The organism is Caballeronia glathei (genome assembly GCF_000698595.1).
Classification (GTDB): Bacteria; Pseudomonadota; Gammaproteobacteria; order Burkholderiales; family Burkholderiaceae; genus Caballeronia; species Caballeronia glathei.
This window is the reverse complement of sequence record NZ_JFHC01000008.1, coordinates 131,316-155,008: the sequence shown is the minus strand read 5'-3', so window position 1 is coordinate 155,008 and position 23,693 is coordinate 131,316. Positions and strand designations below refer to the sequence as shown.

Below are 23,693 nucleotides of genomic sequence, written 5' to 3'. Positions count from 1 at the left end.
GATCGAGTTCGAGATGTACTACTCGCTGTAAGCACGCGACATGGCGGCGTTTCATCGGCGACCTGGCGATGAAACGCTCGACCATTCGCGAGCGGCACGGCGAACGACTCGCTGAACGACCAAAAAGGGACGGCGCGCCGTCCCTTTTTTAATCGTCGCCGCATCTGAATTCAGGGACACAGACACTTACGACCGGGGCTTCACTGCACGATGGTGCTCAAGAATCTGATCAAGTCGAGAAAGGCTCACGCCGAAGCGCTTTCCGACGACGCACAGCTTGCCGCCACGGGTTTGCTGCCCGGACTCGAAGCGCTGCCAACGGTCGTGCTCGTGCTCGACAAGCGCAGCCTCAAGGTCGCGTACGCGAATCCGTCGGCGGAGTCGATGCTGGAGATGTCGCGCAAGCAGCTCACGCAGACGCACTGGCCCGAGCTTTTCGCGAACGCCGACGAGCTGGTGAGCACGATCGCGTCGATCGCGGAGAACCGCTTCAACGCGACTCATCTCGACGCGGTGCTCGAACGCCCGGGACGCGAGGCGCTGCACGTGCATGCGGTGGTCGCGTATCTCGAAGTAGCATCGGACTACGTGCTGCTCGAACTGTTCGAGAACGAGCGGCATCTGCGCACGGACCGCGAGGAGCGCATCCACGACCTGACGGCGGTCAACAAGCAGCTGATCCGCAATCTCGCGCACGAGATCAAGAATCCGCTCGGCGGCATCCGCGGCGCGGCGCAACTGCTCGAATTCGAACTCGGCGCCCGCGAGCGCGACGAATTGCGCGAATACACGCAGGTGATCATCAAGGAGTCGGACCGGCTGCAGACGCTCGTCGACAGGCTGCTCGAGCCGCACCGGCATCCGCACATCGTCGGCGACGTGAACATTCACGAAGTCTGCGAGCGCGTGCGCGCCGTGATTCTCGCGGAATTTCCGCGCGGGCTCACGATCGAGCGCGACTACGACGTGAGCGTGCCCGACCTGCGCGGCGACAAGGAGCAGCTGATCCAGGCGCTGCTCAACATCGTGCGCAACGCGGCCGAAGCGCTGCGCGAGCGCATCTCGGAAGGCGATGCGCGCATCGAATTGCGCACGCGCATCGCGCGCAAGGTCACGATCGGCAAGCGGCTGCACAAACTGGCACTGGACTTGCATATCACTGACAACGGCCCCGGCATCCCGGGTGATATCCGCGACAGGATTTTCTATCCGCTCGTGTCGGGCCGCGAAGACGGCAGCGGGCTCGGCCTCACGCTCGCCCAGTCGTTCGTGCAGCAGCACGACGGACTGATCGAAGTGGAAAGCCGGCCGGGCTGTACCGAGTTCATGATCCTGCTGCCATTCGAGGGTTGAATATCAGGAACCTAGGCCCCGACACCACTCCGAATCACGCTTTGACGCCTGACCGTTTCGACGGGCTCACACCGAACCACACGAAGACTTCTCGCCGAACGATATGAAGCCGATCTGGATAGTAGACGACGACCAATCCATCCGCTGGGTGCTCGAAAAAGCCCTGGCCCGAGAGAACTTCGCGACGCGCAGCTTCTCCGGCGTGCGCGATGCGCTCGCTGCGCTCGAACAGGAAAGCCCGCAGGTGCTCGTGTCCGATATCCGCATGCCGGGCGGCTCGGGCCTCGAGCTGCTGCAGACCGTGCGCGACCGGCTGCCCGGGCTGCCGGTCATCATCATGACCGCGTTTTCCGACCTCGACAGCGCCGTCGCGGCGTTCCAGGGCGGCGCATTCGAATATCTCGCGAAGCCCTTCGATGTCGACAAGGCGGTGGAGCTGATCCGCCGCGCCGTCGACGAAAGCATGCGCGGCGAAGCCGCCTACGACGAGCGCGTGACCGAGACGCCCGAAATGCTCGGCCAGGCTCCGGCGATGCAGGACATGTTCCGCGCGATCGGGCGGCTGTCGCATTCGGCCGCGACCGTGCTCATCACGGGCGAATCAGGCACCGGAAAGGAGCTTGTCGCCCGCGCGCTGCACCGCCATAGCCCGCGCGCGAACGGCCCGTTCATCGCGCTCAACACCGCGGCCATTCCGAAGGATCTGCTCGAGTCCGAGCTTTTCGGCCACGAGCGCGGCGCGTTCACCGGCGCGCAGGCGATGCGCCAGGGCCGCTTCGAGCAGGCCGAGAATGGCACGCTCTTTCTCGATGAAATCGGCGACATGCCGTTCGATCTTCAGACGCGCCTTCTGCGCGTGCTGTCGGACGGGCAGTTCTATCGCGTGGGCGGCCACAATCCGCTGAAGGCGAACGTGCGGGTGATCGCCGCGACGCACCAGAATCTCGAATCGCGCGTTCGGCAGGGGCTGTTTCGCGAGGACCTGTATCACCGGCTCAACGTGATCCGCCTCAGGCTGCCCGCGCTGCGCGAGCGCAGCGAGGACATTCCGCTGCTCACGCGGCACTTCCTGCAAAAGAGCGCGCGCGATCTGGGCGTGGAGCCCAAGCGCGTGTCGGAGGAGGCGCTCGCCTATCTGGCGTCGCTGCCGTTTCCGGGCAACGTGCGTCAGCTCGAAAACCTCTGCAACTGGCTCACCGTGATGGCGCCCGCGCAGACGATCGAGCAGAAGGACCTGCCGCCGGATCTCACGCCGACGCAGGAATATGCCGGCGAGAGCACGGCGCTCGTGGCGTCGTCGGACGGGGGCGGCGTGCAGACGTCAGTGCCGCTTCAGAACGGCATGGCGAACACGCCGGCGTCGCTTGGCGGGATGCCTGCCGGACTGCCGGTGAGCGTGTGGGAGAACGGCTTGCGCACGGAGGTCGCGCGGCTCTTGCGCGAAAACACCGCCGATGTCATGGACGAGCTCGCGCGCCGCTTCGAGGCTGCCGTGATCCGCGAAGCACTCGATTTCACGCGCGGACGCAAGGTGGAGGCGGCGGAGCGTCTCGGCATCGGGCGCAACACGATCACGCGCAAGATCCAGGAACTGCATCTCGACGCCTGATTCACGGCAGGCGCCCGGGCGCCTGCGGGTCGGGATGCGAGGTGATCAGCCGATCGTCGCGATCACGGGCGCGTGATCCGACGGCTGGTCCCACTTGCGCGGCACCCTGTCGACTTCGCATGCCGTGCACTGCGCGGCCAGATCCGCCGACAGCAGGATATGGTCGATGCGCAGCCCCGCATTGCGGCGAAACGCGAGCATGCGGTAATCCCACCACGTGAAGAGTTTCTCCGGCTGCTCGAACTTGCGGAAGGCGTCGGTGAGCCCGAGTTCGACGAGGCGCACGAAGTGCGCGCGCTCTTCCGGCGACACAAGATTCTGGCCTTCCCACGCTTTCGGGTCGTGCACGTCGCGGTCTTCCGGCGCGATGTTGTAGTCGCCGAGCAGCGCGAGCCGCGGGTGCGTTTTCATTTCGGTGTCGAGCCACTCGCGCAGCGCGTCGAGCCAGCGCATCTTGTACGCGAATTTCTCCGTGCCGGGCGCCTGGCCGTTCGGGAAATAGGCGGAGACGATGCGCACGCCGTCGATGGTCGCCGCGATCACGCGCTGCTGCGGATCATCGAAACCGGGAATGTTGCGCACGATGCTGGTCTCGTCGACCGCGATGCCCTCGCGCACGAGAATCCCGACGCCGTTGTAGGTCTTCTGCCCCGCGAACCAGCTCCTGAAGCCGGCGGCTTCGAGGTCGGCGCGCGGGAATTTTTCATCGGGGAGTTTCAGTTCCTGAAGGCACAGCACGTCGACATGGCTCAGCTCCAGCCAGTCGATCACGTGCTGCTGGCGAACCTTGAGGGAGTTGACGTTCCAGGTGGCGATTTTCATTCGTCGTTTGAGTGGCTGATTTTCGAGGGAGCTTTCCGCGGCGCGCGGCGTGAACCGCATGCGGGCCGCAGGGTTCGAGCGAGATCATAACCGCCCGTCCGGTGCGCGGCGGGCACACGGCTTCCCGCATCACGGGACCATTGCCTTACTTGGGCAACCGGTCGCGCAGTTCGAGAAAGAGGACCATGCCGCTCGTGGCGACCGTATCGAGCGGGTGTGTGCGGCAGTAGTTGTCCATCCACAGCGCGATGGATTCCGCGTCGGCGTCTCGCAGGACGTCGGTCTGCGAGGCCACCGCGAGCCCGGTCATGTAGCCGACGAGCCAGCTGCGCGAGCGCAGCGCGCTCGCGGCGTCGGCCCGATTCGATGTCCACTTCGGGCAGGCCATGTCGCCGAGCGTCGACAGCGCGACGGACGGCGTCGAAACGGACAGGATGATCATGCCAGCCACTGCAGCGACGAAACGGCTCATGTCTCTTTCCCTCAAGCGTTGGGCCCGCGCGTTCAATCCCGGATGAAACGGCTTCGGGGCATTTTAACCCGGGGCGCGCGCACGTCCGGGTCGTCCGGATGCGGTGGCCGTTTCGTTGCCGTGGACGGCGCCGGCGTTCGCAGGCGCACGCGCCGCGGCATCTTTTCGCGCGGCGCGTTCAAGCGCGCGTCGAAGCGCCATTTATGTGCCGCTACAATCGTTCGTACGAAAACCCATTGCATCGCGAGGCTTCGCCCATGGATCTGATCATTCGCCGCGCGTCGCGCGCACATTCCCGCGATCCGGTCGACATCGGCATCGAGAACGGACGCATCGCCGCCGTCGAGCCGCATCTTGCCGCAAGCGCGCCCGAGGAAATCGACGCGAACGGCTCGCTCGTGACGGCGCCGTTCGTCGACGCGCATTTCCACATGGACGCCACGCTGTCCTACGGCCTGCCGCGCGTGAACGCCTCCGGCACGCTGCTCGAAGGCATCGCGCTCTGGGGCGAGCTGAAACCCGAGCTGACGCAGGAAGCGCTCGTCGAGCGCGCGATGCAGTATTGCGACTGGGCCGTCGCGCGCGGGCTGCTCGCGATCCGCTCGCATGTCGACGTGTGCGACCCGCGCCTTCTGGCCGTCGAGGCGCTGCAGGAAGTGAAGCGCCGCGTGAAGCCGTATCTGGATCTTCAGCTCGTCGCGTTTCCGCAGGACGGCGTATTGCGCAGCGCGGGCGCCTTCGAGAACCTGAAGCGCGCGATCGCGCTCGGCGTCGATGTGGTCGGCGGCATTCCGCACTTCGAGCGCACGATGGCGGACGGCGCGGCGTCGATTGCGCTGCTTTGCGAATTCGCGGCGCAAAAGGGCTTGCGCGTGGACATGCATTGCGACGAATCCGACGATCCGATGTCGCGCCACATCGAAACGCTCGCGGCGCAGACGCACCGGCTCGGCCTCGCCGGCCGCGTGACCGGCTCGCATCTCACCTCGATGCACTCGATGGACAACTACTACGTGAGCAAGCTGATTCCGCTGATGCGCGAGTCCGGGGTGGCGGCGATCGCGAATCCGCTCATCAACATCACGCTGCAGGGCCGCTCGGACACGTATCCGAAGCGGCGCGGCATGACGCGCGTGCCCGAGCTGCTCGCGGCGGGCATCGACGTAGCGTTCGGCCACGACTGCGTGATGGACCCGTGGTACAGCCTCGGCTCGGGCGACATGCTCGAAGTGGCGCACATGGGGCTGCACGTCGCGCAGATGACGGGCATCGACGGCATGCGCGCGGCATTCGACGCCGTGACCGTGACGCCCGCGCGCATTCTCGGCCTCGAAGACTATGGCATCGAAGTGGGGTGCAACGCGGACTGCGTGGTGCTCGATGCGCGCGATCCGGTCGAAGCGATCCGGCTGCGCGCGGCCCGCACGGCCGTGATCCGGCGCGGCAAGGTGGTGAGCCGCTCGCCTGCGATGCACGCGGCGCTGTCGCTGGAAGGGCGCCCGGCAGAGGTCGACTTCAGGCTCGCGCGCTGAAGAAGGGCGCCGGCTCGCGGGCTTGCGAAAGGAACGAGAAAAGAGGAAAGGCCGCTCCGGCTTGCGCGGGAACGGCCTTCGTTATTGGCGGACCGGACCGGTTGTGAGGGTCGGACACGGCCCGCCGCAACGGCGATGCATCAGCGCGCGGCGTCCCCCGCGATCATGCCGTTGTGGCGCAGCAGCGCGTCGATGTTCGGTTCGCGTCCGCGAAACGCCTTGAACGAGTCCATGGCCGGCCGGCTGCCGCCCACTTCCAGGATTTCTCGGCGATAGCGGATGCCCGTCTCGCCATCGAGTACCGAGCCGCTCGCCGCCTGCGCCGCCTCCTCGAACGCCGCGTAGGCGTCGGCGGACAGCACTTCCGCCCACTTGTAGCTGTAGTAACCCGCGGCGTAACCGCCCGCGAACACGTGGCTGAACGTGTTCGGCCAGCGCGAGAACGGCGCCTGCGGCACGACGTGGAACTTCTCGTTGATCTCGCGAGCGATGTCGTTCACGGTCTTGCCCTCGTCGCGCGACGGGTCATAGGACGTGTGCAGCACCATGTCGAACATCGAGAACACGATCTGGCGCAGCGTGCCGAGGCCGCTCTGGAAGTTCTTCGCGGCGAGCATCTTGTCGAAGAGTTCGCGCGGCAGCGGCGCGCCCGTCTCGACGTGCGAGGACATGTCGGTGAGCACGTCCCACTCCCAGCAGAAGTTCTCCATGAACTGCGACGGCAGTTCGACCGCGTCCCACTCGACACCGTTGATGCCCGACACGCCCAGCTCGTCGACGCGCGTCAGCATGTGATGCAGGCCGTGGCCGAATTCGTGAAAGAGCGTGATGACTTCGTCGTGCGTGAAGCACGCGGGCTTGCCGCCGACCGGCGCCGAGAAATTGCAGGTGAGGTACGCGACGGGCGTCTGCACGCCGCCCGTGACGATCTTGTGGCGCGAGCGGGCGTCGTCCATCCATGCGCCGCCGCGCTTGCCTTCGCGTGCGTAGAGATCGAGATAGAACTGCGCAACGAGCGAGCCGTCCTTGTTCTCGACGCGGAAAAAGCGCACGTCGGGATGCCACACCGCCGCTTCGTCACGCCGGATCGACACGCCGAAGAGCGTCTCGGTGACCTTGAAGAGACCTTTCAGCACCGCTTCCTGCGGGAAATACTGCTTTACCTCGTTTTCCGAGAACGAATAGCGCTGCTGGCGCAGGCGTTCCGATGCGAAGGTCGCGTCCCACGGCTGCAGTTCGGGCATGCCGAGCTCGGTCGCGGCGAACGCGCGCAGCTCCATCCAGTCGTTTTCGGCATGCGGGCGGGCGCGTTTCGCGAGGTCTTCGAGGAACGCGATCACCTGCGCGGGCGATTCCGCCATCTTTGGCGCGAGCGACACCTCGGCGAAGTTCTGGTAGCCGAGCGTGTGCGCCTCTTCGGCGCGCAGCTGCAGATGCTCGGCGACGTTCGCCGTGTTGTCCCACTCGTTCTTGCCGTTGCCGTACATCTCCCCGAGCTCCGAGGCGCGCGTGACGTACGCGCGGTACATTGCTTCGCGCATCGGCCGGTGTTCGGCGTACTGCATCACCGGAAAGTAGGACGGAAAGTGCAGCGTGAACTTCCAGCCTTCCTTGCCATCCTTCTGCGCGGCCTCGCGCGCCGCTTCGATGACGTCCTCCGGCAGCCCCGCCAGTTCGCTTTCCTGCGTGACGAAGTAGGCGAAGGCGTTGGTGGCGTCGAGGACGTGGTCGGAAAACGCTTTCGAAAGGCCCGCCTGTTCTTCCTGCAACTGCGCGAAGCGCGGCTTGCGGTCTTCGGGCAACTCGGCGCCCGACAGGCGGAAATCGCGCAGGGAATTGTCGAGTATCTTCTTGCGTTCGGCCGACAAGCCGGCGAATGCGTCACTCGCGGCGATCGCCTTGTACTTTTCGTACAGCGCGAGATTCTGGCCGACGCTCGCGGCGAATTCGGTGACGCGCGGCAGGTTTTCGCCGTAGACGGCGCGCAGTTCCGGCGTATCGGCGACGGCGTTCAGGTGGCCCGCGATGCTCCAGGCGCGCGAAAGGCGCTCGGACGCGGCCTCGACCGTCTCGACGACGTCCTTCCAGGTGGCGGGCGTTCCGGGCGCGCTCGCGCGCTCGACGGCCGCTTTCGCGTCGGCGAGCAGCACGTCGAGCGCGGGCGTGACATGTTCCGGCTTGATGTCGCCGAAACGCGGCAAGTCGGAGAAATCGAGCAGCGGGTTGGCTTGCTGTGCTGACGTGGCTAACGTGGTGTCGGTCATGGCTCTCCCGGTCTCGAATAAAGGGGGCGGGACCGGCGGGCCCGCCTCGTTCAGTGGATCACTGAAGCATTATTGGGGCGGCGGGGGCAAATTCCAACTCGGTTGTTCGGAGAAACGTCCGCGCGGGCCGCCCCGGTGCGCGCCTGCGTCAGTCCCGGCCCGCCCGCTCGGCGGCTTCGATCGTGTTGACGAGCAGCATCGTGATCGTCATCGGGCCGACGCCGCCCGGCACCGGCGTGATGTATGCGGCCACTTCCCGCACGCCCGCGAAATCGACGTCGCCGCAGAGCTTGCCCGCCTCGTCGCGGTTCATGCCGACGTCGATCACCGTCGCGCCCGGCTTCACCATGTCGGCCGTCAGCACGTTGCGCCGCCCGACCGCCGCGACGACGACGTCGGCCTGGCGGGTGTGCGCGGCGAGATCGCGCGTCTTGCTGTGGCAGATCGTGACGGTGGCGCCTGCTTCGAGGAGCAGCAGCGCCATCGGCTTGCCGACGATGTTCGAGCGGCCGATCACGACCGCGTTCGCGCCCTTGAGCGCGATGCCGTGCGCTTCGAACATCTTCATCACGCCGTAGGGCGTGCACGGACGAAAGAGCGGCTTGCCCGTCAGCAGGGCGCCGGCATTGGCGACGTGAAAGCCGTCGACGTCCTTTTCCGGGGCGATCGCCTCGATCACCTTGTGGCTGTCGATGTGCGCCGGCAGCGGCAGTTGCACGAGAATGCCGTGGATCTTCGGGTCGTGGTTGAGCGCGTCGATGTGCGCGAGCAGTTCGGCCTCCGACAGCGTCGCGGGAAACCGGTCGAACACCGAATGCAGGCCGTTGTCCTGGCACGCCTTCACCTTGTTGCGCACGTAGACCTCGCTCGCCGGATTGTCGCCGACGAGCACGACGGCCAGGCCCGGCTTGTGTCCGCGGGCGGTGAGGGCGGCGGCGCGCGTGGCGACATCGGCGCGAAGGGTCTTGGAGAGGGCGGTGCCGTCGATCAGTTGGGCAGTCATGGTGAGTCGGTCGAGAGTGGGCAAGTGAGGCGAAGCGGACAGCGGCTGCATAAGGTGCGAACAAGGTGCGAAAGCGCGAGCGCAAGACCGCGCGGCGTGGGGCGCGCGGCCCGAGGCGCTTCCGAAGCGGTCCGAAGCGGTCCGAAGCGGCCAGGCGCCCGCCGGGCATCGCGCCCGCGCAGGTCCGGCACGCAATCGGCGCTTTCCGGAAAGCCTGAAATTATACTGCTTCGAGGCGTCTGACTGCTTCGGCTGGCTTCGACAGCCCCAGGGCGCGGCGTGCCGGGGAAGCCGGGCAGTCACGCAAACGACGAGGCCTCCTGTCAAGGAGGCCCCGTGTCGTCATGCCCGCGCCGGATTGCTCAGGGCGAGACTGCCTGCCACGTGTCGTCGGGGTCGAAACGCGTGATCGACTCGGCCACGCGCGGCGTCGCCGGTCCGAGGTTCTTCTGGTAGACCTGCCCGTCCTGATTCACCATGAACGTCATCACGCCGGTCTGGCCGTACTTTGCCGGCCATGCGATCAGCCCGAAACCCTTCGTCATTTCGCCGCCGCTCAGGTAGCTCGCGGCACCGCCCTTCGCATGCGGGCCCTGCGCGCTCAGGATCTTGTAGTGATAGCCGTGATAGGCCTCGCCGGGATGCGTGCGATCGCGCATCGTCGCGGCGAGCGGCCCGAGCGGACTCTCCGGCTCGCCGGGCGCGGTGTCCCAGTAGAGGCCGTCATGCTTGCCCGGCGTGCTGACGAAGCGCCGCGCATAGTGCTGCTCCGCCTTCTGGTAGTCCTGCTGCGCGTCCACGTAGGCGAGCGCGGAGAGCATCGTCGAGCGCTCGTTGCGGCCGATGCGCCGCGTGAGGATTTCGTCGCGCGCCGCGGGGAGGTCGAAGCGCCAGCTCTTGCCGACCTGCACGAGCGGAATCGGCAGTGTCCAGCCGCTGTTGCCGACCTCGACGTGGGCAGCGGCATGCCCGCCGAGCGGGGCAGGGTCGTTGACGATGCGGTGCTCTTTCGCCCAGGCGCCGAGAAACTGATAGATGTCCTGCTCGCCGATGTTGTCGGTCGGGATGAAGGTGGCGAAATCCTTGCCGAGCACGGTGCGCAGCTTCGCGTCGTCGTTGCGCGCGATGGCGTCGACGAGCGCCTGCGCGGCCGCATCCGGACTGGGGTAGAGCGCCTGTGCATGCGCGGCGGGTGTCGCGATGAGCAGCGCGGCCGCCATGGCGAACGTGCCGGCGGCGGCGACGCCTGCGATGACACGCGTGCGAAGCGTCCTGAGTGTGCTGAGTCTGCTGAGTCTGCTGATCGGCGCGGGTGAGGAAGTCTGGGTCATCGGAGGCTCCTGAGTCGGGTTGCGCGCATCCGGTTGCACAAGGGCGTGGTGGCCGGGCGCGGCGGTCTTGTCGTCTTATCGGCGATGCATGCCGCCGCCGTGTCCGCCGCCGCCCATTCGTCCGCCTCCGCCTCCACCGCCGTGCGCGCCGCCGCGTGCGCCTGCGCCGCCGCCAGAGAACCCGCCGCCCCCGCCGCCCCCGCTGCCGCCGCGCTGAACGCCGGCGCCGCCTGCGTTTGCGCGCCCGCCACCGGCGCCCTGGTGGCTTGCCAGCGACTGGCGGCTCGCTTCGCCGCGCTGCATGTCTTGCCGCGCGGCGTGGCCGTCGCCTGCGCCGCGCAGCGCGTTGTCGCGATTCACGCTTTGCGCGCGCTGCTGCACGTCGCGATCGCGCGCCGCCCCTGCGCCAGCACCGCCCGCCGCGCCGCGATTCTGGCGCTCGCCGCCCGCCGCGCCCTTGTTCGGGCGTTCACCGCCCTGGCGGATGTCCTGCACGCGCTGGCTCGCCGGTCCGCTCACGTCCTGCCCGGTGCGCGACTGCAGCGTCTGGCGGGCCTGGGCGCGCGGGTCGTCGCGGCCGCGGTACTGGTCGCGCTGTTCGCGGTTCCCGCTGCCGATGTTGCCCGTGTTGACGTTCGCCTGCCGGTTGCTGCGGTCGATGTTGCGGTTGAACTGCGGGTCGTTGCGGTTCCAGCGGGCCGTGGTGTTGTTCGCGTTGATCCGGTTGTTGACGTTGATGTTGTTGTAGCGGTTGACGTTCACGTTGACGTCGTGCGAGTTCCAGTTGAAACCGCCCCACAGCGAGTTCGTGATGGCGATGCCCACGCCGAACGCGATGCCCGTCGCGAGACCGGTGGCGATCGCGTAGCCGGGCGGCGGCGGGACGTAGACGGGCGGATAGGCCGGATAGGGCCACGTGCCGTAGACGACCGTCGGGTTGTACGTCGGCACGTAGACGACCTGCGTGCTCGTCGGCTGGATCTGGATCGTGCTCTGTTCGACGATCACCTTCTGCTGTTCGTTCGATTTCAGATTGCCCGCCGACTGCGCCGCGCGCCGAAGCCGCTGCACGGAATCCATCACGTCGTTCGGCTGCGCGAGGAATGCGTTGCCCAGTTGCGTGACCCAGTCGGGCTTCGACGCCATCGTCGCGAGCACCTGCGGGAACGCGACGAGCGACTGCACGCTCGGATCCCATGGCTCGGAGGCAACGGCCTTGACGGCGTCGTCGCCCTTGAGGTTCGTGTGCGAGCTCGACCACGCGGCGGCCGCGCTCACGTCGGAAGGGTAGGTCGCCGCCATCAGCACCTGCGCGAGCAGCGCGTCGGGATAGAGCGCGACGGGTGCCGTGAGCGAATCGAGCTGCTCGTTCGACAGCTTCGCGGCGGGCGCGCTCGTCTGCCCCTGCGCCTGTGCCTCTGGCGCGTGGAGGGCGAGCATCGGCATGGCGAGGAGCGCCGCGCAAAGCACGAGCATGCGCGTGCCGCACGCCGCGCGCAGCATGGCGGGCCGGGCTGCGAATGCCGGGGCTGCAGGGGTTGAGGCTGCAGGTGTCGAGGCTGCGAATGCTGGGGTTGCGGATGGCCGGTTTCGATTCACGATCAGATCCTCCCGGCCGCCGCGCAACGCGAGGGCCGATGACGGTTCAGGCAGCCGGGCGTCCCGGGGACGCGCCCGCCGTGCGAAGACAAAGCCGCGATCGGACGTGCGGCGGCGTGCGGCAAGACCGGCGAAAGCGCCGAAAGCGCACGTTCGAGGAGGTTGAACGAATACGGATTGACCGAGGCCGGAATGGCCTGGGAGGAAGGATGGATGACGTACCGATGGACGACGTGACTGAACGCCTGATCGCGCATGACCGGGTTCCTCGTGTTTTTCAGTCCGGCTAAATTAAGGGCCGGAGACATGCGATGTCAACGTGTACTATGAAATATCACGTTTCTGAAAATGCGGGAAGCCGGGAAACAGCGTGGCGTGATGATGCGGGCGGGCCGGCCAAGGCATAAAGCGCGCCGGACGGCGTTGTGCGGCGCGCAGGCGACGCCCCGTGGGGGGCGCAACCGATGCTTACTGCTGAGGCTTGTTCGACAGCGCGAGCCGCAGCAGGTCGGCGACGGTGTTCACGCTCAGCTTCTCCATGATGTTGGCGCGATGCGCCTCGACCGTCTTGATGCTGATGCCGAGATCGTCGGCGATCTGCTTGTTCAGGCGCCCCGCGATGATCCGCTCGAGCACCTGATGCTCGCGCGCCGTCAGCTTGCCAAGGCGCTCGGCCGCCGCGCGCTGCTGCTGCACGCTCGAGCTCTCGCTGCGCGCCTTCTCCAGCATGCGCTCGACGAGCTTGCGCAGTTCGGCTTCGTCGAACGGCTTCTCGATGAAGTCCATCGCGCCTTTTTTCATCGTCGAAACGGCCATCGGCACGTCGCCGTGGCCCGTCACGAAGATGATCGGCAGCAGCGAATTCTCCGCGATCAGGCGTTCCTGCAGTTCGAGGCCGGTCATGCCGGACATCCGCACGTCGAGGATAAGGCAGGAGATCGCGCCGGAATGCGCGATCGGCAGGTAGACGTCGAGGAACGTCTCGGCGCTCGAGAAGCACTGCACGCGATAGCCGTTGGCCTCCAGGAGCCAACGCAACGAATCACGCACGGCTTCGTCATCGTCGACGACAAAGACGGTTTCCTGAGTGGTGACTGGACTGCTCATAGCTCTCCCGTAACGGTTTGTTGTCTGGTGTGTTCACCGAGAGTGTCCGGCACGCCGTTGCTCGGGCCGTCCAACTCTCCAATAGGCAGACTGCAATGGAACGTGGCGCCCGTGACGTGGCCGTCGGATTCGACGTTGTTCACCACCCACAGGCGTCCGCGATGCGATTCGATGATCGAACGGCAAATGTTCAGCCCCATGCCCATGCCGTCGGACTTGGTGCTGTAAAACGGTTCGAAGAGGCGCTCGGCCGTCGCTTCGTCGACGCCCGGGCCCTGGTCCACCACGCTGATGCAGACGAAGTTCCCGTCGGTGCGCTGCACGACCACGCGAATTGCCGGATCCACGGCGTTCGGCTTTGCATCATGCATCGCTTCGGCCGCGTTTTTCAACAGGTTGACCAGCACTTGTTCGATCAGGACCGGATCGACGTAGATCACCGGCATGCGCGAGCGGATTTCCGTGACGATGCGGATCTTGCGCTTGCGTGCCTCGATTTCCGCGAGCCCGACCGCGTCGGCGACGATGTCCGCGACGCGCGTCGCCTGGCGCTTCGGCTCGCTGCGCTTCACGAACTCGCGGATGCGCTTGATGATCATGCCCGCGCGCACGGCCTGCTGCGCGGTCTTTTCCAGCACGGGCAAGAGGTTCTCCTGCGACATGCGGCCCGACTTCACGAGCGCGACGCAGCCCGAGCAGTAGTTGTTGATCGCGGCGAGCGGCTGGTTCAGTTCGTGCGCGAGCGACGACGCCATTTCGCCCATCGTCATCAGCCGGCTCGTGAACTGGAGCTTCTCTTCCTGCTGGTGCGCGAGTTCCTGCGCCTGCTTTCGCTGCGTGATGTCGGTGGCGATCTGCATCTGCGCGAGGTGGCCGTCCACCCACTGGATGTACTGGCGCCGCACTTCGAACCACTTCTGGATGCCTTCGACGTAGATTTCCTGCGCGTCGGCCGAGCTTTCGGTGAGCGCGGCGGCGGGCAGGCCCGCGTAGGTGTCGACCATGTCGATCGTGTCCGACGACGTCTGCGGGCCGCCGTCGTAGGCGCCGCCCGCGCCGGCGAGCTGCAGGTGGCCGTCGGGCCGGATGCCGAACAGGTGCCGGTAATAGCGGTTCGCGAAGAGCAGTTCGGCTTCGTCGGCGGCGAGCACCGAGACCGCCGCGTCGAGGCTTTCCAGCACCGTCGTGAAGCGCTCGTGGGCAGCGGCGAGTTCCTCGCGCGCGCGCTTGGGCTCGGTGATGTCGGTCATCGACGACATCCAGCCGGTCTGCCGCCCCGAGCTGTCGATGAGCGGCGACACATAGAGCCGCGCGTGGAAGAACGAGCCGTCCTTACGGCGCACGCGCAACTCGAACCCGGACGAGGGCGCCTTGCCGCGCAAGGTCATGTCGAGCTGGCGCTGCATTTCGGGATACGCGTCGCGCGGCCAGTAGGGGAACGGCTTCGTCTTGCCGACGAGGTCGCTCTCGTCCCAGCCGGTCATCCGGCAGAACGCCGGATTCACGTGCGTGATGCGGCCGTGCATGTCGAGCACGCGCATGCCGATCAGCACCGAGTTTTCCATCGCGCGGCGAAAGAACGCCTCGGCGTAGAGCGCCTGCTGCGCTTCGAAGCGCTGCCGCGTGTGCTTCCAGAGGCTCCAGAGGCTCCACAGCACGAAGCACGACAGGCCGGCGACGAGCCACACGAGCGTGTTGTTCGTGAAGTTCGTGAGTTGCGGGTACGAATAGACGCGCACCGAGACGCCTTGTCCCGGCGGATCGAGCGGCAGGTCGTAGAACATGTCGCGCGGCAGGCGCGGGCGGCTCGACGTGGTGGCGAGCTCGCGGTTGTTCAGGTCGGTGATGGAGATCTTGTACTTCGCCGACAGTTCGCTCGGAATGTCGTGCTTCAGGATCCCCTCGATCGAAAACACCGCCGCGATCGAGCCCAGGAACTCGCGGTCGCGGAACACCGGCGTTTGCAACGTGATGTAACCGTTGCCGAGGTCGTCATAGAGAAGCGGAGAATAGACCTGGCGGCGGGTGTTGCGGGCTTCGTCGAACGATGCCTGCACGGCTTCGTCCATCTGCGTGTCGTTGGGCTTGGCGAGGCGCGAGCCGAGCACCGGCAGCGGCGTATTCGGCCAGCGCGGCTTGTGGGCGCTCGTGTACCAGTTCATGTAGAGGATCTCGGGATGCCCCTGCATGATGTCGGTGGAGGACGTCTGGAATGTCTGCGGGTCGCCGTGGCCGCTCACGATGTCGCGGGCAAGCGCCTGAATCTGTTCTTGCGCGCCCGTCATGGACAGGCGAATCTGCTGCTGGGCCCACGCGACGTTTCTATATAGCGTGTCTTCCTGCTGCTGCTGTTCGCGCCGGTTCAGGCTCCACAAAATCAGGCTCATGACGACCAGAAAAACCAGGATCGAAATCAGCGGCGTGAGTAAATAGGAGTTCGACCACCACGGTCCGTGGTGCCAGCGGGACGGCGACGAGTCTGTCGGCTTGCGCGACGACCGCGCCGAGCGTGCGAAAAGCCGATCGGTCAACATGGCGGCAATTGTAACGCAGCGTTTGATTGTTAAATGGCGTAAAAAGACGGGAAACCGCCTTCAATGGGTCGCAAGGGAGCGAATCGTCTGTCAGAAAAGCCTTGTCAGACGGTGCGTCGCAGCAATTTTTCGCATTATGAGATTCACTCTCATGATTTGAAAATTTCCTTGCGTGATTGTCCGGACCCTCTTTAGAATTGGCGCACGCGGCTGGTGCCATTTGGCGCGTGTCGTCTGTTCACAGAGCGTTCCTCAAATCAGGAGACGAGCATGTCCGCTGTACCCGACGAAGTTCTGAAATACGTTGCCAATGCCAACGACGACGATCCCCAGGAAACGGCCGAGTGGCTCGAAGCGCTCGACGGCGTGATTTCGGCGGTTGGCCCGGATCGCGCGCATTACCTGATTGAGAAACAGATCGAATTTGCCCGCGTGCACGGCGAGCATCTGCCGTTTTCCGCGAATACGCCCTACATCAATACCATTCCCGTCGTGCGCCAGGCCAAGATTCCCGGCGATCAGGACATCGAACACCGCATCCGCTCGTACACGCGCTGGAACGCCATCGCGATGGTGCTGCGCGCAGGCAAGGACACGAACGTCGGCGGCCATATCGCTTCGTTCGCCTCTGCGGCCACGCTTTACGACGTCGGTTTCAACCATTTCTGGCACGCGCCGTCGGACAAGCACGGCGGCGACCTCGTGTTCGTGCAGGGCCATTCGTCGCCGGGCGTGTACTCGCGCGCGTTCCTGCTCGGCCGGCTGACGGAAAAGCAGCTGAACAACTTCCGCCAGGAAGTGGGTGGCGAGGGCATCTCGTCGTATCCGCATCCGTGGCTCATGCCGGATTTCTGGCAGTTCCCGACCGTCTCGATGGGTCTCGGCCCGATCATGGCGATCTATCAGGCGCGCTTCATGAAATACCTGGACGCGCGCGGCGTCGCGAAGACCGAAGGCCGCAAGGTCTGGGCGTTCCTCGGCGACGGCGAGACCGACGAGCCGGAATCGCTCGGCGCGATCGGCATGGCGGGGCGTGAGCGCCTCGACAACCTCGTCTTCGTGATCAACTGCAACCTGCAGCGTCTCGACGGCCCGGTGCGCGGCAACGGCAAGATCATCCAGGAACTGGAGTCCGAATTCCGCGGCGCCGGCTGGAACGTGATCAAGGTGATCTGGGGCAGCCGCTGGGACGCGCTCTTCGCGCGGGACAAGACCGGCGCGCTGATGCGCCGGATGATGGAAGTCGTCGACGGCGAATATCAGACGTACAAGTCGGAGTCGGGCGCGTTCGTGCGCGAGCACTTCTTCAATACGCCGGAACTCAAGGCGCTGGTGTCCGACTGGTCCGACGAGGACATCTGGAACCTGAACCGCGGCGGCCATGATCCGCACAAGATCTACGCCGCGTACGATCAGGCGCAGAAGACGAAGGGCGCGCCGACCGTCATTCTCGCGAAGACCATCAAGGGTTACGGGATGGGCGAGCACGGTCAGGCGATGAACATCACGCACCAGCAGAAGAAGCTGCCGATCGAGACGCTGAAGAAATTCCGCGATCAGTTCCGCCTGCCGATCACCGACGAGAAGATCGAGGAAGTGCCGTACCTCACGTTCGAGGACGGCTCGAAGGAACTCGAATACATGCGCGCGCGCCGCCAGGATCTGGGCGGCTATCTGCCGACGCGCCGCCAGAAGGCCGAATCGCTGCCGGTGCCGGAGCTCTCGGCGTTCGAGCCGGTGCTCAAGGGCACGGGCGAGGGCCGCGAAATCTCCACGACGATGGCGTTCGTGCGGATCCTGAACATCCTGCTGAAGGACAAGGCGCTCGGCAAGCGCATCGTGCCGATCGTGCCCGACGAGTCGCGCACCTTCGGCATGGAAGGGCTCTTCCGCCAGATCGGCATCTGGAACCAGGACGGCCAGAAGTACGTGCCGGAAGACTCCGACCAGCTGATGTTCTACCGCGAGTCGGAAACGGGCCAGATCCTGCAGGAAGGCATCAACGAAGCCGGTGGCATGTGCGACTGGATCGCGGCCGCGACGTCGTATTCGACGCACGGCGAGATCATGATCCCGTTCTACATCTTCTACTCGATGTTCGGCTTCCAGCGCATCGGCGACCTCGCGTGGGCGGCGGGCGACATGCGCTCGCGCGGCTTCCTGCTCGGCGGCACGGCGGGGCGCACGACGCTCAACGGCGAAGGCCTGCAGCACGAAGACGGCCACTCGCTGCTGTGGGCGGCATCGATTCCGAACTGCGTGAGCTACGACCCGACGTTCGGCTACGAACTCGCGGTGATCATGCAGGACGGCCTGCGCCGCATGGTCGCGGATCAGGAGGACGTGTACTACTACATCACCGTGATGAACGAGAACTACGAGCATCCGGCGATTCCGCAGGGTGAGTCCGTGGCCTCGGACATCATCAAGGGCATGTACTCGTTCCGCAAGGCGCCGGCAGACAAGAAGGCGCCGCGCGTGCAACTGATGGGCGCGGGCACGATCTTCAACGAAGTGATCGCCGCCGCCGACCTGCTGAAGAACGACTGGGGCGTCGCCGCCGACCTGTGGAGCGTGCCGAGCTTCACCGAACTGGCCCGCGAAGGCCAGGCGGTCGAGCGCTGGAACCTGCTCAACCCGGGCGCCGACAGGAAGGTCGCGCACGTCACGAAACTGCTCAAGGACGCGCCGGGCCCGGTGATCGCATCGACCGACTACATCCGCGCGCTCGTCGACCAGATCCGCGCGTACGTGCCGAACAAGTTCGTCGTGCTCGGCACCGACGGCTACGGGCGCTCCGACACGCGCGAGGCGCTGCGCCATTTCTTCGAAGTCGACCGCTACTGGGTCACCGTCGCGGCGCTCAACGCGCTCGCGGACGAAGGCACGATCGAGCGCAAGGTCGTCGCCGAGGCGATCAAGAAGTACAACCTCGACCCGGCAAAACCCAACCCGATGACCGTCTAAAGGCATCGCCCCCCGTGTGTTGTGACGCGCGCCTTCCCGAAGCGGGAAGGCGCGCGTGCAGCCCTGGAGACACTAATAATGAGTCAAGCGATCGAAGTCAAAGTGCCGGACATCGGCGATTTCACGGACATTCCCGTGATCGAGGTGCTGGTAAAAGCGGGTGATGTCGTCGAAAAAGAGCAGTCGCTCGTCACGCTCGAATCCGACAAAGCCACGATGGACGTGCCCAGCTCAGCCGCGGGCACTGTCAAGGAAGTGAAGGTCAAGGTGGGCGACAACGTGTCCGAGGGCTCGCTGATCGTCGTGCTGGAAGGCGCAGCCGGCGGCGCCGGTGCCAATGGTGCCGCAGGCGCGCCCGCGTCCGCTCCGGCCGCGCCCGCGAAGCAGGAAGCCGCGCCCGCGGCAGCGCCCGCTGGCGGCGCCACGGTCGAAGTGAAGGTGCCGGACATCGGCGACTTCAAGGACATCCCGGTCATCGAGATCGGCGTGAAGGTCGGCGACAAGGTCGAGAAGGAGCAGTCGCTCGTCACGCTCGAATCCGACAAGGCCACGATGGACGTGCCGTCGCCCGCGGCGGGCACGGTCAAGGAACTGAAGGTCAAGATCGGCGACACGGTCTCCGAAGGCACGCTGATCGTCGTGCTGGAAAGCGGCGGAGGAGCCGCCGCGCCGGCGGCTAAGCAGGAAGCGCCGAAGCAGGAGGCAAAGCAGGTCGAGCCACCGCCCGATGCGCCGGTGAAACCCGCGCCGCAGAAAGAGCCGCCTTCCGCGCTTGCGCAGGCGCCCCTGATGCCCGCCGGCGACGGCACGCATACGTCGAGCCACGCGTCGCCGTCGGTGCGCAAGTTCGCGCGCGAACTGGGCGTGGACGTGGGGCGCGTGGCGGGCACGGGTCCGAAGGGCCGCATCACGCAGGAAGACGTCACCGCGTTCGTGAAGGGTGTGATGACCGGGCAGGCGAAAGCGCCGGCCGCGGCTGCGGCGCCCGCGGGCGGTGGCGGCGAACTGGGGCTGCTGCCGTGGCCGAAGGTCGACTTCACCAAGTTCGGGCCGATCGATCCGAAGCCGCTCTCGCGCATCAAGAAGATTTCGGGCGCGAACCTGCATCGCAACTGGGTCATGATCCCGCACGTCACGAACAATGACGAAGCGGACATCACCGAGCTCGAGGAACTGCGCGTCAAGCTGAACAAGGAAAACGAAAAGTCCGGCGTGAAGATCACGATGCTGGCGTTCGTGATCAAGGCGGTCGTCTCGGCGCTGAAGAAATTCCCGACGTTCAACGCGAGCCTCGACGGCGACAACCTCGTGTTCAAGCAGTACTACCACGTGGGTTTTGCCGCCGATACGCCGAACGGGCTCGTCGTGCCGGTCATCCGCGATTGCGACAAGAAGGGCCTGATCGAGATCGCGAAGGAAATGGCGGACCTGTCGAAGGCGGCGCGCGAAGGCAAGCTGAAACCGGACCAGATGCAGGGCGGCTGCTTCTCGATTTCGTCGCTCGGCGGCATCGGCGGGACGCACTTCACGCCGATCATCAACGCGCCGGAAGTCGCGATTCTCGGGCTGTCGCGCGGTGCGATGAAACCGGTGTGGGACGGCAAGCAGTTCGTGCCGCGCCTCACGCTGCCGCTTTCGCTGTCCTATGACCATCGCGTCATCGACGGGGCGGAAGCTGCGCGCTTCAACGCGTATCTGTCGGGGATTCTGGCGGATTTCCGTCGGGTGATTCTTTGATTTCTGCGCCTTCGCCGGCCGCTTCGGCGGCCGGCATCGCGTGTCATTGAACTTGCATGCGCGTCGCGCCTTGCACGCCGTCCGCCTTCGCGGCGGCGCCCGCCTTTCCTTCGCACCGGAAAAGGCAGGCAAAGGAACGGCGCGCCTGCCGACGGCGGAACCGGCCGACTCTTTCTTCGGCCGGTTCTTTCCGCTTCCTTCTTAGGGGACAACAATGAGTCTCGTCGAATTAAAAGTGCCCGATATCGGCGACTTCTCTGACGTCGATGTCATCGAAGTGAATATCAAGCCAGGCGACGCCATCGAAAAAGAGCAGGGCGTCATCACCCTCGAAACCGACAAGGCCACGATGGAAGTGCCGAGCGACGTCGCCGGCACCGTCAAGGAACTGAAGGTGAAGGCCGGCGACAAGGTGTCGCAGGGCTCGGTCATCGCGATGGTCGAGACGGCCGAAGCGGGCGCGACCGCCAAGCCCGCCGAAGCGCCGAAGGCGCCGGCCGCCGCGCAGACCGCGCAGGCGAAGCCCTCGGGCGGCGGCACGCAGGAAGTGAAGGTGCCGGATATTGGCGACTTCAAGGACATTCCGGTCATCGAAGTGCACGTGAAGCCGGGTGACACGGTGGAGAAGGAACAGTCGCTCGTCACGCTCGAATCAGACAAGGCCACGATGGACGTGCCGTCGCCCGCGGCGGGCACGGTCAAGGAACTGAAGGTCAAGGTCGGCGACAACGTCTCCGAAGGCGTCGTGATCCTCACGCTCGAAGGCGCGGGCGGTGGCGCGGGCGAGGCCGCGCCGAAGGCGCAGGCCCCGGCGCCCCAGCCGGAAAAGGCGGCCGCGCCCGCACCGAAGGCGGGCAGCTACTCGGGCGCCGCCGACATCGAATGCGACATGGTCGTGATCGGCGCCGGCCCCGGCGGATACTCCGCCGCGTTCCGTTCCGCCGACCTCGGCATGAAGACCGTGCTCGTCGAGCGGTACGCGACGCTTGGCGGCGTGTGCCTGAACGTCGGCTGCATTCCGTCGAAGGCGCTGCTGCACACCGCGCTGCTGCTCGACGAAACGAAGGCGCTCGAACATCACGGCATCACGTTCGGCCAGCCGTCAATCGATCTCGACAAGCTGCGCGGCTTCAAGGAAGGCGTCGTCAAGAAGCTGACGGGCGGTCTCGCCGGCATGGCGAAGGCGCGCAAGGTCGAAGTGGTGACGGGCGTCGGCAGTTTCGTCGACCCGAACCATCTGGAGGTGCAGACGGAAAGCGGCAAGAAGGTCGTGAAATTCAAGAAGGCGATCATCGCGGCGGGCTCGCAGGCGGTGAAGCTGCCGTTCATGCCGGAAGACCCGCGCGTCGTCGATTCGACGGGCGCGCTGGAACTGCGCCAGATCCCGAAGCGCATGCTGGTGGTGGGCGGCGGCATCATCGGGCTGGAAATGGCGACCGTGTACGCGTCGCTCGGCGCGGAGATCCACGTCGTCGAAATGCTGGACGGCCTGATGCTGGGCGCCGACCGCGACCTCGTGAAGGTCTGGGAGAAGTACAACGCGAAGCGCTTCGCGAACGTCATGCTCAAGACCAAGACGACCAAGGCGGAAGCGAAGGAAGACGGCATCTGGGTGAGCTTCGAAGGCGAGAAGGCGCCGGCCGAAGCGCAGCGCTACGACCTCGTGCTGGTCGCGGTCGGGCGCAGCCCGAACGGCGGCAAGATCGGCGCGGACAAGGCGGGCGTGGCGGTCACGGAGCGCGGCTTCATCAACGTCGACAAGCAGATGCGCACGAACGTCGAGCACATTTTCGCGATCGGCGACCTGGTCGGCCAGCCGATGCTCGCGCACAAGGCCGTGCACGAGGCCCACGTCGCGGCGGAGGCGGCGCACGGCGAGAAGGCGTATTTCGACGCGATGCAGATTCCGTCGGTGGCCTACACCGATCCGGAAGTGGCCTGGGCCGGCAAGACCGAGGACGAGTGCAAGGCGCAGGGCATCAAGTACGGCAAGGCGGTGTTCCCGTGGGCCGCTTCGGGCCGCGCGATCGCCAACGGCCGCGACGAGGGCTTCACCAAGCTGATCTTCGATGAGGAAACGCACCGGGTGATCGGCGGAGGCATCGTCGGGCTGAATGCGGGCGACCTGATCAGCGAAGTGTGTCTCGCGGTCGAGATGGGCGCGGACGCAACCGATATCGGCAAGACGATCCATCCGCATCCGACGCTCGGCGAATCGATCGGCATGGCTGCGGAGCTTTACGAAGGCGTCTGTACCGATCTGCCGCCGCAGCGCAAGAAGTAGGCTTCGACGGCGGCGCAACGAAAAAGCGGCGCACCCTGAAAAGGGTGCGCCGCTTCCTTTTGGCCGCTTGTTTTGAGATGCGCCGCAGCGCCAGCACGTATACAGACCGCGACACAAACCGCGCGCCCAAAAAGAAACCCGGCGAAAGCCGGGTTTTCTTCAATCCGCCGGCGGACCGGCGAGCGGATCTTCCTTCAGACAAGAAGCTTAGGCAACCGACTTCTTGGCCGAACGCGTAGCTTGTTCGGTGGCTTGCGTAGCAGCCTTCGTCGCGGCCGTAGCGGCTGCGTTGAAGTTGCTTTCAGCGATTTCGACAGCTTGCTTCGTTGCCTTGTGAACCGTTTCGTACGTGGTGTTGGCGGCGGTGATGGCCGACTTCATCACGGCGACAGCCGTTTCCGAACCTGCCGGTGCGTTCTTCGCGACGTTGTCGACGAGCGTTTGCACCTTGCGGTTCTGCTCTTCGTATTGAGCTTCGGCGACGCGGGCGAATTCGGCTTGCGTGGCCGATGCGATTTCATACAGGTGACGGCCATACGACAGCACCTTTTCGGCGGTCGGCTGCGTGAGGCTGGCTTGCAGTGCGAGCAGTTCCTGCGCGTCCTTCACCGACAATGCACGTTGCGTGTTTTCCTGGCTTTCGGCGAGCGTCGACTTCACGACTTGCAGATTCAGTTCAACCAGCTTCTCGATACCTTCGAAAGCCTTGTTCGTGAGGCCGAACAGGGTGTCGAATTGAGCTTTTTGTGCAGCGGCGATTTGTTCGGGGGTCAACAGGGTCATATCACGCTCCTGAAAATCGACCCTATCAGCGCGGGTCGTGGGTTTTTGGCGGCGGCCGGGATTCCGGCTACCGGATGAAGCAAGTGCGATTGGTGCGTCGCAACATGGAAGCCATTTTAATCACATTCCTATCGATGTCAAGTATTTTTTGTGCGCCGCACAATGTGGTTAATCTATTTATTAAACAACGACTTATCTGCCCGCATCCGGAGTGATGTCGATTCGGGATAACCCGTATGCACCAAGATGGAACAAGGCGCCCGGGGCGGTTCGGATGCTAGGATCGCGCGTGGAGA

The 23,693-nt window shown here is 65.5% G+C and carries 16 protein-coding genes; 6 read left to right on the top strand and 10 right to left on the bottom strand.

The window, feature by feature from the left end; all coding sequences use genetic code 11:
- Positions 1-210: 210 nt before the first annotated feature.
- Positions 211-1,353, top strand: a complete 1,143-nt coding sequence (gene glnL, locus BG61_RS08485; RefSeq protein ID WP_035938202.1) for a nitrogen regulation protein NR(II) — start codon at positions 211-213, stop codon at positions 1,351-1,353.
- 103 nt (positions 1,354-1,456) lie between these two features.
- Positions 1,457-2,962: a nitrogen regulation protein NR(I) gene (gene ntrC / locus BG61_RS08480; RefSeq protein ID WP_035938204.1), complete on the top strand. Its 1,506-nt coding sequence runs from the start codon at positions 1,457-1,459 to the stop codon at positions 2,960-2,962.
- A 45-nt stretch (positions 2,963-3,007) separates the two neighbouring features.
- On the opposite strand, the gene xth is transcribed toward ntrC, so the two are convergent.
- Positions 3,008-3,784: an exodeoxyribonuclease III gene (gene xth / locus BG61_RS08475; RefSeq protein WP_035938206.1), complete on the bottom strand. Its 777-nt coding sequence runs from the start codon at positions 3,782-3,784 to the stop codon at positions 3,008-3,010.
- Positions 3,785-3,929: 145 nt separating this feature from the next.
- Positions 3,930-4,256, bottom strand: coding sequence for a hypothetical protein (locus BG61_RS08470; RefSeq protein WP_035941624.1), 327 nt, complete (start codon positions 4,254-4,256; stop codon positions 3,930-3,932).
- 257 nt (positions 4,257-4,513) lie between these two features.
- Here BG61_RS08470 and BG61_RS08465 point away from each other — a divergent pair, with 257 nt between their 5' ends.
- Positions 4,514-5,788, top strand: coding sequence for an amidohydrolase family protein (locus BG61_RS08465; protein WP_035938209.1), 1,275 nt, complete (start codon positions 4,514-4,516; stop codon positions 5,786-5,788).
- A 140-nt stretch (positions 5,789-5,928) separates the two neighbouring features.
- On the opposite strand, the gene BG61_RS08460 is transcribed toward BG61_RS08465, so the two are convergent.
- The 7 genes from BG61_RS08460 to fixL form a co-directional block, all read right to left on the bottom strand.
- A complete protein-coding gene (locus tag BG61_RS08460) occupies positions 5,929-8,052 on the bottom strand; it encodes a M3 family metallopeptidase (protein ID WP_035938210.1) in 2,124 nt (707 codons plus the stop codon).
- A 148-nt stretch (positions 8,053-8,200) separates the two neighbouring features.
- Positions 8,201-9,055, bottom strand: a complete 855-nt coding sequence (folD, locus tag BG61_RS08455; RefSeq protein ID WP_035938212.1) for a bifunctional methylenetetrahydrofolate dehydrogenase/methenyltetrahydrofolate cyclohydrolase FolD — start codon at positions 9,053-9,055, stop codon at positions 8,201-8,203.
- 362 nt (positions 9,056-9,417) lie between these two features.
- Positions 9,418-10,386: a DUF2950 domain-containing protein gene (locus tag BG61_RS08450; RefSeq protein ID WP_051672377.1), complete on the bottom strand. Its 969-nt coding sequence runs from the start codon at positions 10,384-10,386 to the stop codon at positions 9,418-9,420.
- Between the two features lie 75 nt (positions 10,387-10,461).
- Positions 10,462-11,889 (bottom strand): DUF3300 domain-containing protein, encoded by a 1,428-nt coding sequence (locus BG61_RS08445; protein ID WP_035941623.1) that lies wholly within the window; start codon positions 11,887-11,889, stop codon positions 10,462-10,464.
- Positions 11,890-11,987: 98 nt separating this feature from the next.
- Positions 11,988-12,242 (bottom strand): hypothetical protein, encoded by a 255-nt coding sequence (locus BG61_RS08440; protein WP_035937901.1) that lies wholly within the window; start codon positions 12,240-12,242, stop codon positions 11,988-11,990.
- Positions 12,243-12,453: 211 nt separating this feature from the next.
- Entirely contained in the window at positions 12,454-13,092 is a 639-nt protein-coding gene (gene fixJ, locus BG61_RS08435; protein ID WP_035937902.1) for an oxygen response regulator transcription factor FixJ, read from the bottom strand.
- Complete coding sequence (gene fixL / locus BG61_RS08430; protein ID WP_035937904.1) at positions 13,089-15,626, bottom strand: oxygen sensor histidine kinase FixL; 2,538 nt, start codon at positions 15,624-15,626, stop codon at positions 13,089-13,091. The genes fixJ and fixL overlap by 4 nt, the downstream gene beginning before the upstream one ends.
- 270 nt (positions 15,627-15,896) lie before the next feature.
- On the opposite strand from fixL, the gene aceE reads away from it, so the two are divergent.
- The 3 genes from aceE to lpdA all read left to right on the top strand — a co-directional run bounded on the left by aceE (position 15,897) and on the right by lpdA (position 22,614).
- On the top strand, positions 15,897-18,593 hold the full coding sequence (gene aceE, locus BG61_RS08425; RefSeq protein WP_035937906.1) for a pyruvate dehydrogenase (acetyl-transferring), homodimeric type: 2,697 nt from the start codon (positions 15,897-15,899) through the stop codon (positions 18,591-18,593).
- 78 nt (positions 18,594-18,671) lie between these two features.
- Positions 18,672-20,330, top strand: coding sequence for a dihydrolipoyllysine-residue acetyltransferase (aceF, locus tag BG61_RS08420; RefSeq protein ID WP_035937907.1), 1,659 nt, complete (start codon positions 18,672-18,674; stop codon positions 20,328-20,330).
- A 214-nt stretch (positions 20,331-20,544) separates the two neighbouring features.
- Positions 20,545-22,614 carry a dihydrolipoyl dehydrogenase gene (gene lpdA, locus BG61_RS08415; protein WP_075584133.1) on the top strand — a complete coding sequence of 690 codons (2,070 nt, stop codon included), beginning with the start codon at positions 20,545-20,547 and terminating at the stop codon, positions 22,612-22,614.
- Positions 22,615-22,821: 207 nt separating this feature from the next.
- Here lpdA and BG61_RS08410 read toward each other — a convergent pair whose 3' ends face one another.
- Positions 22,822-23,397, bottom strand: coding sequence for a phasin family protein (locus BG61_RS08410; RefSeq protein ID WP_035937909.1), 576 nt, complete (start codon positions 23,395-23,397; stop codon positions 22,822-22,824).
- Positions 23,398-23,693: the final 296 nt, after the last annotated feature.